The sequence below is a fragment of the Aquamicrobium terrae genome (assembly GCF_052978165.1).
Map to the genome: position 1 here is coordinate 774170 of NZ_JBRKLZ010000001.1, position 13470 is coordinate 787639.

The following is a 13470-nucleotide window of genomic DNA, read 5'->3' on the forward strand; positions in this document are numbered from 1 at the left end:
TGGGAACCGGTTTCGGGACCACGACATGCGTAAAAACAAAGGCTTAAACCGCAAGGAACGAATCTGAAAGATCGCGGCGCGCTTTAAGCTATTTACCGGGGGCCCCTGCCCGTTCCGCCAGCATGCGGCGGGCGCTTTCCTCGTCGGTGATCAGCACCGTGGGCTGGATGAGGTGCATGGCGCCCATCAGCGCGCCGATCTTTTCCTCGCCGCCCGAGGTGAGGATACGCACCGGGGCGCGGCGCAGCCGGTCGACCTCCACCGACATCACCAGCTGGTTGACCGGGTGATCGACCAGATCGCCATTGCGGTTGAAGAAATGGAACAGAAGGTCGCCCACCGCCCCGCGCGCCACTAGTTCCTCGCGATCGGCCTCCTTGAGGAAGCCGCCGCGATAGAAGGTGGTGGCCGAGGCGATGCCGCCCACACTCACCAGCACGGCATCCAGCGAATCGGCAAGCTGGAAGATTTCCTGCAAGCCGCAGCGCTCGACCAGCGCGACCTTGGTCTCGATGCTGTCGACCACGGCCGGTGTCGGGATCAGGTAGCCGTCGCCCTGGAAGGCCTGCGCGAAGCGCCAGGCGAATTCGGCCGGGTTGAAGCGCCGGGCGACGCCGACGCCGCCGAGCAGCGAGATCACCTTGAAATCCGCCAGCGAGCGGGCGCTCAGGAACTGAAGGGACGAAAACAGCGTGTTGCCCCAGCCGACGCCGACCCGCATGCCGGCCTTCATGATTTCCGAGACGTAGCCGCCCGTCTTGGCCGCGATGGCCGGGATCGGATCGGCATCCGGCCTCGAAAGCGGCGCCACGATCGCCTGCTCCAGCCCGAAGGCGCGCTCCAGTTCGCGCTCCAGCCGCACGATCTCGACCAGCTCGCTTTCGATTGTGATCTTCACCTCGCCGCGGGCCCGCGCATCGGCAAGCATGCGCACCACGGTGACACGGCCGACACCCAGCACGTCGGCAATCTCGTTCTGGGTCATCTGCTCGACGAAATACATCCACGCCGCGCGAATGCGCAGCCGGTCGCTGCGGCTCTCCGCGCCGCCATTGGCGACGACGGGATCGCCGTTCACCATCGAGCCGCTCTCTCCCTTGGGCTTCCTTGCCAAATTCCTGCTCCCCGGACGATGCACGCTGCACGTGTAACGATTCAGCGCGGCTGCACAATATGGTCTATTGACCGCGAAGGCACGATGGGAACAATCCTGTTTTCCGGCTATCTTTTCTAAAACTCTTGGTCCACCACCAAACCGGGGCGCCAGAATGCTGCGTGAAATCTCCGAGGAAGTGCGCATCAACCTCAAGGACAGGCTGCGCGACATGCGCCAGGCCATCCGCCGCCGTCGCCACGACAGCAGGCAGGCCAGCCTCCTGCCCCCGCCGCCCGGTGGCCATACGCCGTTTCCGTTGCCCGAGATCGAAGGGCTGCTCGGCCGCGCCGTCAGCGCCTTCGACGACGCCATGACCATGGCCACGACACTGGTCCCGCACGATGGCGGGGGCAATGCGCAGGCACGTCCGTTCGAGACCTATTTCCGCTCCGGCAGAGGCGCGATCGAGGGCGAGCGGGCCTTCCGGCGCGACATGTATTATCTGGCCGGGGCGATGCTGGCGCGCAAGAAGGCGCTGGCCGATCCCGTGCACGAAGCCGGCTTTGCCGCCGTCCACGCAGCGATGCTGCGCCAGCATGGCGGCCTCCTGCATCCCGCCGGCGGCGAGGCCGGCGACACGCAGCGCACGGCCCGCATCGCCGAATTGTGCGCGGCGCTTTCGGTCGAACTGCTGCGGGCGCGACCGGTGCGGCCCCGCCTGCCGGAAGGCGCGGCGGCGAATGTGCTGGAAGCGGAAGCGATGCTCGCCGTTTCCGTTCTGGTGCCCATGGCGCTGGCCGTGGCGCTGGCCAGCGCCGGCGTGGAGACCGAACCCGGCTCCGACCTGCTCGACATGGCCGCCATGGCCGTGGAAGCGCGCGTGGACCGGATCATGCCCGCCTGCCGCGCCGCCGATCCGGTCGCGGAACTGACCCCGATCTTCGCCATGCTGATCTTCCACCTGCGCTGAGCGCGAGCGGGGGTCGTTTCTGGCCTGAACTGTAACGGCATGGAATGGAGAGTGTCGGGAATCCATGCCGGAACCTTGAAGCCGCACAGAACAGGGCCCGGATAGCACTCCGGCGTCCCCACACCGATTTCCTTCGCAAATCAACGAGATGCAGGCGCCCGTTGAATCGGCTTCAACGGGCGCCTTCATGTCATTTAGCCGCTTCGGCCAGTTCCACGATCACCTTCTTGGCGCGTGGAATGGAAGCCGGGCTCATGGAAAGCTCGGTCAGCCCCATGCGCAGGAATTCCGGGATCAGGTCGGGCCGGCCGGCCGCCTCGCCGCACATGCCGACCATGATGCCGGCTTCCGTGCCGGCCCTGGCCGTCATCTCGATGGCCGCCATCACCGCCGGGTTGGAGACGTCGTTCAGCCCGGCCACGGTCGGGTTGAGCCGGTCCGCCGCCATCACATACTGGGTGAGGTCGTTGGTGCCGATGGAGAAGAACGCCACCTCCTTCGCCAGTTCGCGCGCGATCAGCACGGCGGCCGGCGTCTCGATCATCACGCCAAGCTCGAACTGGCCGAAGGGCACGCCGCGTTCCTTCAGCTCCGCCCCGCATTCCGCGATCAGCTCGCGCGTGCGGGCGACCTCGGACAGTTGCGAGACCATCGGCAGCATCACCTTGACGTTGCCGTGCACGGCGGCGCGCATCAGGGCGCGCAACTGCTGCTTGAAGATGTCCGGCCGGTCGAGGCACATGCGGATGCCGCGCCAGCCGAGGAACGGGTTTTCCTCGGCCGGGAACTCGATGCCGGCAATCGGCTTGTCGCCGCCGATGTCCAGCGTGCGCACGATGACCGGCGCCGGCGCAAAGGCCTTGGCCAGCGTGCCGTAGATTTCGGCCTGCATGTCCTCGGACGGCAGGTGCATGTGCCGCATGAACAGAAGCTCGGTGCGGAACAAGCCGACGCCCATTGCGCCTGCCTCCCTGGCCGCGTCGATCTCCTCCAGCGAGCCGAGATTGGCCGCGACCTCGATGACGGTGCCGTTGGCCAGCTTCGGCACCACGTCCTTGTAGGCTTCCAGCGCCGTGCGCTCCGCTGCCGCCTCGTCGATGCGCTTGCGATAGGCCTCGCGCGTCTGCGCATCGGGATCGGGGATCACAGCGCCGCTGTTGCCGTCGACGGCCACGTCCTTCGCCGCGCGCAGGTCGTGGATGCGGGCGCCGAGCCCCAGCACGGCGGGAATGCCGTGCGAGCGGGCGATGATGGCGATGTGGGAGGTCGCGCCGCCATGGCCGCAGACCACTGCGCCGATGCGCTCCAGCGGGGCGCGCGCAAAATCCCATGCGCCGATGTCCTCGGCGATCAGCACCGCCCCTTCGGGAATGTGGTCGAGGCTGGCATCGTCCTGCCCCAGAAGCGCCAGGCAGATCTGGCGGCCCACCGCCTGCATGTCGTCGGCGCGGGCGTTGAGATAGGGATCGTCGACCGCGCCGAACTCCTGGGCCAGCCGCGCCGTGGTGGCGATGGTCGCCGAAACGGCGTCGAGGCCGCCCCGGATCGTTTCGGTCGTGTCGCCCACCAGCGTCTCGTCGCCGGCGATATCGCGCAGCGCCGCCACGATGCCGCGGTCGCCCTCGGCCAGCCTGTCGTCGGCCAGCGCCTTGTCCATGCGTGCCCGCACCGCCTCGACCGCCGCGCGAAAACGCTCCAGTTCCGGCTCGATCTCGGCCGCTCCCAGCTTGCGGTCCTCGGCCTTGATCTGCGGCGGGAAATGCGCGAATGCCGGGCCGAGATGAACGCCCTCGCTGGCGGCGACACCGGCAAGCCCGCTGCCGGGCGCCGCAGCCTGCGCCGCAACCGCGGCCGACCGCGCGGCCGCCGGCTCGGGCGCGGCAGCCGGCTTCGGCTCGGCGGGCGACGCCGCCTCCTCGTCCAGCCCGGCCTTGGGATTTTCGAGGAACCCGATCAGTGCCTCGACCGCCTCGGCGGCATCCGCGCCCTCGGCCCGCACGGTGACCTCCTGGCCTTCCTTGACCCCCAGCAGCATCAGCTTGACCGAACTCTTGGCGCTGACCGCCTTGCCGTCGCGGACGATCTCGACCTCGGACTCGAAGCTCTTGGCGAGCTTGACGAACCGCGTGGCCGGCCGGGCATGCAGCCCTTCGTGCACTCTGACGATTGTCGAGCGTTCCATGACCATGACTCTGCCTTGTTCATTTCGGCCGCCGCTTGCGCGATTGCCGGGGGCATCGGTCCGGAAACGGCATCCGGTCTCCGGACGTTCCGATGCCTGACTACAATATCGGAGCCTCCCTCGCGCGTCCGCCGGGACGCGGGGCGCTCTATGCCGCGATCGTGATCGTGGCGTCGGGCTTCAGCGCCGCCACGAGCTGGTCGGTCTCCACCACGGAGGCGCAGATTTCACCGGGACGCTCGGCGCTGCCGGCACCGTTGAAGGTGATGACGACATGGCCGATCTCGCGCACCTTGGCCCAGGCTGTCGGGCCGATGGCGGTGATGGTCGCGCTGACCGGGCCGATGGCGATGGATGCGCCGACCTGCGGCGCATCCGCGCTCGGGCCTTCTTCCGTCTTGTGCAGCACGGAGACCTCGGCCAGCTCCGGCGGCGAACCATCCGCGAACAGGATCAGCACGCCGCCTTCCGCGAGGTCCGCCACCTCGGGTCCAATCTCTGTAACCCGTGTCCTGAGAAGAACTGTCATCTGGCGAACCTCGCTTTATTTTCTGCTTACAGTACGAACAGGCTGACCACCCAGGCGATCAGCACGGAGACGGGACCCATGATCTGGCGGCTGATGAGCACCGCCGGCACACCGATCTCGATGGTCTTGGGCTTGGCTTCGCCGAGCGCCAGGCCGACCGGCACGAAGTCGCAGCCCACCTGGGTGTTGTAGGCGAACAGCGCCGGCAGGGCCATTGCGGGCGAGATCGTGCCGTTGGCGATCTGCGGGCCGATGATGGCGACGCCGATCACCTGCGCGATCACCGCGCCCGGCCCGAGGATGGGCGACAGGAACGGCAGGCCGCAGATGGCCGAGATGATCAGCAGGCCGATGATGTTGTTGGCCAGCGGACCCATGGGCTGGGCGAGCACGTCGCCGATGCCGGTGTAGAGGATCAGGCCGATCAGCATGGTCACGAACGCCATGAACGGCAGGACGTTGCGGATCACCTGGTCGATGGTGCGGCGGCCGGCGTTGAAGAAGATGCCGACGACCCTGCCCATAACGCGGCCGACCGAGCTGATCAGCCCGACGATGCCGCCCTCGCTTTCCTGTGCCACGGCCGCGGCGGCCGGGGCCGGAGCAGCCGCGCTCGCCGCGTCTGGCGCAGCCGCGCCCGTGCCGGTCACGGTTTCGCTGCCGTCGGCCAGGGCGATGTTGGCGGGCTTCACGCCGGACACGTAGATGTCCTCGGTGATGAACTGGGCCAGCGGCCCCGCCTGCCCCACCGGCGTCAGGTTGACGGTCGGGATGCGCTTGCGCGGATAGACGCCGCAGCGGGCGGTGCCGCCGCAGTCGACCACCACCACCGCCATCTCGCTCTCGATCGGCGGCGACTTGAAGCCGTCGACCGCTTCGCCGCCGGTCAGGTCGGCGATCTGCTGGGCGACCGGATGGATGCCGCCGCCGGTGACCGACACGATCTTGTTGCGCTGCTCGGTCGGCTCGATGACGAGCGGGCCGCCCCAGCCGCCGGAGCCCTTGGAAATCTTGACTGCCTTGTACTTCTTGGCCATGTGTCCCTCCCCGCGCCTAGAGCTCGACGCCCTGGCGGCGCGCCATGAGGGCAGTGATGCGTTCGGTGAGCATGCCCTTGAGCAGGATCACGACGAGGCCGACGATCGCGTACCAGATCGCCACCTGGATATGGTAGCCGCTGGCCACGGAGCCGTTGCGCTCCAGCTCCAGCAGCGCCACCAATATGCCGCCCCAGACGAAATATTCGCCCGGGTTGACGTGCGGGAACAGGCCGAGCGGCGGATGCACATAGGACACGGCGGCGTCGTAGAAGGCCGGCTTGTGCTTCTCTTCCAGGAACGAGCCGAAGGTGTAGGCCATCGGGTTGGTCAGGAAGAAGACGGCGAGCACCGGCAGCACCGTGTAGCGGGTCAGCGCGATGCGCCCGGCGCCGCGGGCTATGCCGTGCACGCGCTCCTCGCCGACCAGTTCGGTGATGGCGTAGAAGGCCGTCATCAGCACGACCAGCGTGGGAATGATGCCGGTGACGAAACCGGCGAAGACCTCGCCGCCCTTCTGAAAGATGCCGATGAAATATTTGCCGGCGGCGGTCAGCCAGCCGAGCTGCTCTTCCTGCTGGACCTCGTTCAGCCGTTCGCGGAACTCGTCGACGGTGATGTTGCCGCCATCCGTCGCCTGCGCGAGGATGACGAGCTGATCCGAGGCATGTTCCACGGCAAGCTTGCCGTGCAGTGCCGCATCGTGAACCATGGCGCCTGCGACATGCAGGTTCTGCATGGCCATGTCGGCGTGCGGCGCCAACAATGATATGACAGACATGTTCCCTCCTTGCGCCGCGCCAGCCGCCCTCAATCGGGCGACGGCGGCGCCGTTTCTAAGCCCTTGCTGCACTCAAGCCGGACAAGCCCGGCTTCCTGTCTGGCTCCGACCGCGCCCGGTCGATCTGCTCGATCGCCCGCTTCACAGCCTCGGCCACACCGGGTTCCCCCTCCCCCAGAATTGCAGGGTCGGACCGGATATCGTCGAGGGGCACGCCCTCGAATTTCTCATGACGCTTGAACTTCGTGAACACGGAGCGCCCGCTCATGACCAACAGCCGGCGCACGACCAGATCGGGAGTGACCACGATGAGCACGATGGTGCCCTTCCTGAACCGACCCCTGAAATTGCCAGCGCCGACAAAACCATCCTTGTACTTGTTCGTGATGCCCTTGAAGACATCGGTGTAGTGCCTCATCTGCAGCCACACGCCGAAGGCCTGCAAAGCCCACACGACGGCCAGCAGCAGCAAGGCCCATTGCCAGATCGCCATCAGCTTTTTCCTCCCATGCCCAGGCGGACGCACGCCGTTGGCGCAATCTCGATCCTAGAGAACATTTGTTTTCTTGAGTGTCAATATGTATGATTTCAGCTATTAACTATAGCCGACGCCGCGCCCATGCTAAAGTTGCGCGCGAAGAGGATGGATGATGGACCTTCGGTTCAAGGACGAACTGGCCGCGATGCCGGACCTGCGCCACAGGCTCAGGCGCCTGCGCTGGTTCCGCGCCACCTTCCGGGCCAGTGCCAAGGCCGTCACCCGGGCCTATGGCGTGCGCTTCGAGATCGACGACGCCCGCCTCACCCGCGCCTTCCTCGACTGGATCGAGATCGCGGAGCGGCAGAAGGCCTTCGCCGAAGTGAACCGCGCCGATTTCATCGTCTTCGCCGCCGGCGTGGTGCTGCGCGAGCTGATTCGCCAGAACCCGGCTCGGGCGGTTTCGGAAGCGGCCGCGCCAGCGGGTGAGGCCGATGTGTCGACGGCCACGCGGGAGATCGTCCACTTCTGGCCCGAAGGCTTCCTCTACACCAATTATTGCGTGTCGGCGGTGGCGGCGGTCCACGAGCAGGAATTCGGCACGGTGCCGGCCATCGACAAATGCGCCGACGACCTGCGCACATGGTGGTCCTATCGCGAGAACGTGGCGGAGGTTCCGGCCTATGCCGTGGCCTTCCTCGACCGCTTCCTGGGCGGTGAGCCGAACTGGATCGCGCCGGACCATCCGGCAGCACGCCATGCCATGCAGCGCATGAAGCCGGCGCTGGACGGCGCCCCGCCGCTCGGCGTTCCCGCCGCCTAGTTCAATCCCTATCTCCCCGACAAAGAGGAAATCCGTGACAGGATCACAGCTCATCATTTTCGATTGCGACGGCGTTCTGGTCGACAGCGAGCCGCTGGCGGTGCTTGCCTATGAGCGCGTCTATGAGCGCCATGGCATGCCCGGCGTCGGCATCGACATCATCAGCCAGTGCTTCGGCATGAAGCAGGCCGACATCATCGCCCGCATCAAGGAACTGACCGGCCATCAGTATCCCGACCATGCGCCGGACGACCTGTGGACCGAGACGAAGGCGCTGTTCACCGAGCGGCTGGAGCCGACTGCCGGCCTGCCCGATTTCCTGTCCGGCTTGAAGATCGACCGCTGTGTCGCCTCCTCGTCCTCGCTGGAACGCATTCACCACAGTCTCGACGTCACCCGCATCGCTTCACATTTCGGCGATGCGATCTTCTCGTCGTCAATGGTCAGGCATGGCAAGCCGGCACCCGACATCTTCCTGTTCGCGGCGGAAAAGATGGGCGCCGATCCGGCCGACTGCGTGGTGATCGAGGATTCGCCTTTCGGCGTGGAAGGCGCGGTCGCAGCCGGCATGACGGCCATCGGCTTCACCGGCGGCAGCCACAGCTATGACGGCCATGGCGAACGCCTGCTTTCCAGCGGCGCCACCGTGATCAGCTCAAGCTGGACAGGCGTCGCGACCGAACTGGAAAAGCTCGGCTTCCGGCTGAGCTGAGCCTTATTGCCTTCCTGAAGCAGCACTTCCACCGTCATCCCGGCCAACGGAACGATAGCGACCGCGAGCCGGGATCCATTCCGCTACGCCACAAACGTTCCGGGATGATCAGTTCGCGAACGCAGAACGTCAGAGCCCCGCCACGAACCCGTCGTCCAGCCGCGAGCCGCCGAACCAGTTGAGCCGGTTGACGGTGACGAAACCGGCGTCGATCATGCTGTTCTCGTCGCCCTGGATGGAGGTGTGCGGGCGCCCGCGCGGCACGACGATCACGGTGCGGTCGCCGTCGCTTTCCACGACTTCCGCCTTGGAGGCGATCTTGTCGCGGCCGATCACCGGCTGGCGCACCTCGGCCGGCAGCCGCATCGGCAGGTTGACACTCAGCCAGTGGCCCTGCGCCGCCCATTCGGCCCGCTTCTCCCACAGCCTGCCGATGAAGCCGGCGAGCCAGACCTCGTCCGCGTCGGTGATCTCAGGGTTCTTCACTCGCGAGAATCCGATGGAAGGCACGCCCCAGAAGGTCGCCTCGCGGGCGATGCCGAGCGTGCCCGAATAGGCAAGATCCTCGGCCACGTTGCGCCCGTCATTGATGCCGGACACGACGAGGTCCGGCTTGCGGTCGTTCTCGAACAGCCACGCCATGGCCGCAACCACGCAATCGGCTGGGCGGCCGGAACAGGAGAAGCGCCTGTCGCCACGCTTTTCCATGGTGATCGGCTGGGCGATGGTGAGCGAAGGCCCCGCCGCCGTATGCTTCTTCTCCGGCGCGACCACCCATACGTCGTCGCTCAGCCGGCGCGCGGCCTCTGCCAGGCGGGCAATGCCCGGTGCGTCGATACCGTCGTCATTGGAAACCAGAATTCTCATGCACTTGCCTTTTGTCCAACCACCAGCCGCTCGCCGGTGCGCCTTGCGCTTTGCAGCGCCGGAATATGCTCGCCCAGCCGCGCGATCTCGTCCGCTCCGCAGGAATGACCGAGCACCGCCGGACGGCCGGATTTCTCCCAGATCTCGACATTGCCGGCGAGCGTCGGATGCGTCGGCATCCTGATCCAGTCGGCGCGTCCCTTCGCGTGCAGCTCGAAACCGGGCGTGCCGGCCGGCAGATGGCCGGAGAGCAGGATCGGAAAGCCCTGCGCATCGGCCAGCGGGATCAGGCGCGACGATGGCCCCGCCTTGCCCATGCCGTCATCGGCCAGCAGCGGACAATCCGGCAGCGGCTCACCGTCCGTCCAGTCGAGCGCCGCATCGATGCGGGCGCGCAGCAATTCAGGCATGCCGGGCTTCAGCGCATCGCACGCCTCGATCTGGGCCAGCAGATGTTCGCGCATCGAGGCATGGACGGCGAAGCGGCCGGACATCGCCGCCACCAGCTCCAGCGACCGTCCCGAAAGCGGCGTCGGCAAAAGGCAACCGCCCGCGCGCTCCGCGATCCACGCGGCAATGCGCTGCGCCCGCTCGCCGCCCGATACAGGGTCCGCCCCATAGGAAGCGTCGAGCAGCAGCAAATCGCATTCGGGCATGCGGTCCATGACGAAGACGGCGCTGTCCGGCACCACGTCGGCGCAGTAGACGACGCGGGTGCCTTCATCTTCCAGCGAAAACCACACGCCGCCCACCACATGGCCGGAGCGCCCGGTGGCGATGCGGAAGCCGGCGACGTCGAGCACGTCGCCCGGCCTGAACAGCTCGATCCTGTCGGCCGGGAACGGATATGCCTCGACAAGCGCCTTCTCGCCATAGGCGGCCAGCGTGGCCGGCGCCTCCTCGAGCGTTTCGCGCGTCATCAGGATGCGCCCGCGAAAGCCTTCCGACAGCAGCCAGTTGAGCGCCCCGACATGATCCTCATGGGCATGCGAGATCAGCACCGCGTCGAGCTGGTCCACGGGTGCCAGCGGCCGCGGATAGTAGTCGCGGCCGGTCGCGCCCACCTTGATGCCCGCATCCAGCATCACGCGCTGGCCTTCGCGCCCCACGACGACGCTGGTGCGGCCCTTCTCGCCAAAGCCGCCGGCGAGTTCCACGTCCAGGGTCATGCGCCCTGCCCGCCGGGAATGAGCCAGCCCGAAACGATGCGCAGCCGCAGCCGCGCTCCTTCCTCGAAACCTGCATGGCCGGGATATTCGAAGCTGATGTGCCGGTCCGGATCGACCGTCGGCTGAAAATCGATGCGCAGCGCGCCGCCCTTGTAGACGGCGCGCGTCACCGTGCCGTCGATGCCCGGCTCGCCCTCACCGGCGATCTCCAGATCGGGGGTGCGCACGCAGATGCTGGCGGCAGCGCGCGGGCCGTCGCCCGGGCGGCAGCGCACCGTGACCTCCTGGCCCAGAACCTCCACCCGCGCCTTCCCGCCTTCCGCCGAAAGCACCCTGGCCGGCAGCACGATGCCCTGTGCGATGAAGGAGGCGACCATTTCGTTGGCCGGCTCGCTGTAAAGCTCGCGCGGCGTGGCGAGCTGCGCCAGCCGGCCATGGTCCATCACCGCGATGCGGTCGGCCAGCGCCATGGCCTCGGACTGGTCATGGGTGATGTAGACGATGGTCGTGCCGGTGCGCTTGTGGAAGGCGGCGAACTCGTCCTCCATCGAGGCGCGCAGATGCACGTCCAGATTGGCCAGCGGCTCGTCGAACAGCACCAGCGAAGGTGCGGCCACAAGGCAGCGCGCCAGCGCCACGCGCTGCCGCTGCCCGCCCGAAAGATTGGCCGGGCGGCGGTCGGCAAGGCCCTTCAGGTCCACCAGCGCCAGCGCCTCGTCCACCTTGCGCTTCGCCTCGGCCTTGTCCACCTTGGCGACTTTCAGCGAATAGCCGACATTCTCGGCCACCGTCATGTGCGGCCACAGCGCATAGTTCTGGAAGACGATGCCGACGCGCCGCTTCTCGGGCGGCACGCTGCCGCCGGCGTCCGACACGGTCTGGCCGCCGATACGGATCTGCCCGTCGCTCACCCGCTCGAAGCCCGCCACCAGCCGCAGCATCGTGGTCTTGCCGCAGCCCGAGGGGCCCAGCACGGCAAGGAACTCGCCGTCGCGCACGTCGATCGAGACGTCCTTCACGGCATCGAAATCGCCAAAGGTCTTGGTTACGTTGGAGAGCGTCAATCCCGCCATGGCAGAACTCCGTTGGGAAGGTAGGGGGCGAGCAGATTGGTGGCGAGCATCAGCACGAAGGTGATGGAGACCGTGATGGCCGACATCGCCGCCGCATAGCTGGAATCGCCGCCCTGCTCGAACGAGAACATCACCACGCCGATGGTCTCCGAGCCGGAGGACCACAGCAGGGCCGAAACCGTCAGTTCGCTGAGCGCGGTCATGAAGATGAGAAGCCCGCCGGCAAGGGCGGCCGGCGCCACCAGCGGGAAGACGATGGTGCGCAGCCGCGTGAACAGTCCCGCGCCCGCCACCTGTGCGGCCTCCTCCAGCGCCCGGTCGATCTGGTGATAGCCGCTCACCGTCGGCCTCAGCGCCAGCACGAGAAAGCGGGCGAGATAGGCATAGAGGATGATCCAGACCGTGTTGTAGAGCTGGATGCCGGTGAACGGGATCGGGCGCAGGAACATCAGAAGCGCGGCAATCGCCAGCACCACGCCCGGCAGCGCATAGGGCAGCTCGATGGACAGGTTCACATAGCGGATCCACTTGTGGCGGCCCCAGGCCACCAGATAGCCGACCGGCACCGCGACCAGCACGGCGAAGGCCGCCGCCGCGATCGACAGCGCGAACGAGTTGAAGAAGGAACGCCGCGCCGCCGCATGCTCGAACAGCACGAAGCGGTAATTGTCGAGCGTGGCCGTCGCCCAGCCGAGCGGGATGCCGTAGCCCGGCACCAGGGAGGTGAGCAGCAGGCCGAACAGCGGCAGGACGAGGATGAGCACGATGAACAGCCACATGCCGACCTCGACCGGCAGCCGCCATTTGCCGAGTTCATAGGGGTCGGCCGGCAGCGAGGTGGACGAGATGCGGTAGTCGCGCCGCCGGCTCATCACCTCCTGCGCCAGAATGCCGGCCATGGCGATGATGCCGATCAGCACCGACAGGAACGCCGCCTCGCCCAGCACCGCCGGGCCGCCGCCCGCCAGCTTCTGGTAGATCAGCGTCGGCAGCACGAGATAGTTGGCGGGAATGCCGAGGAAGGCGGGAATGCCGAAATTGCCGACGCAGGAAACGAAGGCAAGTGCGGCCGCCGCCACGATGGAGGGCGTCATCAGCGGCAGCACGATGGTGCGCAGCACGGTGAACCAGCCCGCCCCGCCCGAGCGCGCCGCCTCGATCAGCTCGCGCGGCAGCTTGCGCAGGCCGGCGCGCACCAGCAGGAACACCAGCGGCCCATATTGCACGCCGAGCAGGAGGATGATGCCTTCCGTGGAATAGAGCGGGTTACGGCTGCCCAGCGGCGGCGCCATGCCGATCATCTTGAGGAAGGGGCTGGCCGGCCCGAACAGTTGCAGCCAGGCCAGCGCCGTCACCTGCGGCGCGATCATCAGCGGCATGACATAGGCCAGCACCAGCGTGGAGCGGCCGCGAATATCGGTCAGCGTTACCAGAAGCGCCACGAAGGTGCCGAGCACCACGGCCAGCACCGTGCCGCCGAAGCCGACGACCAGCGTGTTCACCGTGGCGGTCCAGGTGGCCGGACTGGCGAGGCCGAGGCGGATCGCCGTATCGGAAATGGTGCCGCCCGGCGCCACGATCTCCTTGATGAGGCGCAGCATCGGCAGCAGCGAAAGCAGCACGATGACGACGGCAACGGCCACCGTCAGGGCCATTTCCTGGCCCCGGCTTTCCTTGACAGGTGCGGACATAATTGTTTCCCGAGATGCCCCAGGGGGCCGGTCAATAGGTTTCGTTTATGTCGGTCGGCTCC

Annotated in this window: 13 protein-coding genes; 3 read left to right on the top strand and 10 right to left on the bottom strand. The window is 67.1% G+C overall.

The features are described 5' to 3' along the window. Positions 1 to 88 precede the first annotated feature (88 nt). A complete protein-coding gene (locus ACVCNR_RS03920; protein ID WP_447075633.1) occupies positions 89 to 1081 on the bottom strand; it encodes a sugar-binding transcriptional regulator in 993 nt (330 codons plus the stop codon). Positions 1082 to 1268: 187 nt separating this feature from the next. Here ACVCNR_RS03920 and ACVCNR_RS03925 point away from each other — a divergent pair, with 187 nt between their 5' ends. Continuing rightward, positions 1269 to 2066 carry a hypothetical protein gene (locus tag ACVCNR_RS03925; protein ID WP_447073884.1) on the top strand — a complete coding sequence of 266 codons (798 nt, stop codon included), beginning with the start codon at positions 1269 to 1271 and terminating at the stop codon, positions 2064 to 2066. A 190-nt stretch (positions 2067 to 2256) separates the two neighbouring features. Here ACVCNR_RS03925 and ptsP read toward each other — a convergent pair whose 3' ends face one another. The 5 genes from ptsP to ACVCNR_RS03950 form a co-directional block, all read right to left on the bottom strand. Next, positions 2257 to 4248: a phosphoenolpyruvate--protein phosphotransferase gene (ptsP, locus tag ACVCNR_RS03930; RefSeq protein ID WP_447073885.1), complete on the bottom strand. Its 1992-nt coding sequence runs from the start codon at positions 4246 to 4248 to the stop codon at positions 2257 to 2259. Positions 4249 to 4396: 148 nt separating this feature from the next. Next, positions 4397 to 4777: a PTS glucitol/sorbitol transporter subunit IIA gene (locus ACVCNR_RS03935; RefSeq protein ID WP_354191940.1), complete on the bottom strand. Its 381-nt coding sequence runs from the start codon at positions 4775 to 4777 to the stop codon at positions 4397 to 4399. Positions 4778 to 4803: 26 nt separating this feature from the next. Beyond that, entirely contained in the window at positions 4804 to 5814 is a 1011-nt protein-coding gene (srlE, locus tag ACVCNR_RS03940) for a PTS glucitol/sorbitol transporter subunit IIB (protein ID WP_447073886.1), read from the bottom strand. A gap of 16 nt (positions 5815 to 5830) precedes the next feature. Next, positions 5831 to 6595, bottom strand: coding sequence for a PTS glucitol/sorbitol transporter subunit IIC (gene srlA, locus ACVCNR_RS03945; protein WP_354191938.1), 765 nt, complete (start codon positions 6593 to 6595; stop codon positions 5831 to 5833). Positions 6596 to 6650: 55 nt separating this feature from the next. Then, positions 6651 to 7088, bottom strand: coding sequence for a transcriptional regulator GutM (locus tag ACVCNR_RS03950; RefSeq protein WP_354191937.1), 438 nt, complete (start codon positions 7086 to 7088; stop codon positions 6651 to 6653). A gap of 157 nt (positions 7089 to 7245) precedes the next feature. Here ACVCNR_RS03950 and ACVCNR_RS03955 point away from each other — a divergent pair, with 157 nt between their 5' ends. Both ACVCNR_RS03955 and ACVCNR_RS03960 read left to right on the top strand, forming a co-directional pair. Then, the gene (locus tag ACVCNR_RS03955) at positions 7246 to 7896 is read left to right on the top strand and encodes a hypothetical protein (protein WP_447073887.1); all 651 of its coding nucleotides are present in this window, start codon (positions 7246 to 7248) and stop codon (positions 7894 to 7896) included. Positions 7897 to 7930: 34 nt separating this feature from the next. After that, positions 7931 to 8608, top strand: a complete 678-nt coding sequence (locus ACVCNR_RS03960) for an HAD family hydrolase (protein ID WP_447073888.1) — start codon at positions 7931 to 7933, stop codon at positions 8606 to 8608. A gap of 129 nt (positions 8609 to 8737) precedes the next feature. On the opposite strand, the gene surE is transcribed toward ACVCNR_RS03960, so the two are convergent. The 4 genes from surE to ACVCNR_RS03980 are packed head-to-tail and all read right to left on the bottom strand — an operon-like array spanning position 8738 to position 13408. Further along, positions 8738 to 9475 (bottom strand): 5'/3'-nucleotidase SurE, encoded by a 738-nt coding sequence (gene surE, locus ACVCNR_RS03965; RefSeq protein ID WP_447073889.1) that lies wholly within the window; start codon positions 9473 to 9475, stop codon positions 8738 to 8740. Beyond that, positions 9472 to 10644 carry an MBL fold metallo-hydrolase gene (locus ACVCNR_RS03970; RefSeq protein WP_447073890.1) on the bottom strand — a complete coding sequence of 391 codons (1173 nt, stop codon included), beginning with the start codon at positions 10642 to 10644 and terminating at the stop codon, positions 9472 to 9474. Before ACVCNR_RS03970 ends, surE begins: the two co-directional genes overlap by 4 nt. Then, entirely contained in the window at positions 10641 to 11717 is a 1077-nt protein-coding gene (locus tag ACVCNR_RS03975) for an ABC transporter ATP-binding protein (RefSeq protein ID WP_447073891.1), read from the bottom strand. The genes ACVCNR_RS03970 and ACVCNR_RS03975 overlap by 4 nt, the downstream gene beginning before the upstream one ends. Beyond that, complete coding sequence (locus ACVCNR_RS03980; RefSeq protein ID WP_447073892.1) at positions 11705 to 13408, bottom strand: ABC transporter permease; 1704 nt, start codon at positions 13406 to 13408, stop codon at positions 11705 to 11707. Before ACVCNR_RS03980 ends, ACVCNR_RS03975 begins: the two co-directional genes overlap by 13 nt. Positions 13409 to 13470: the final 62 nt, after the last annotated feature.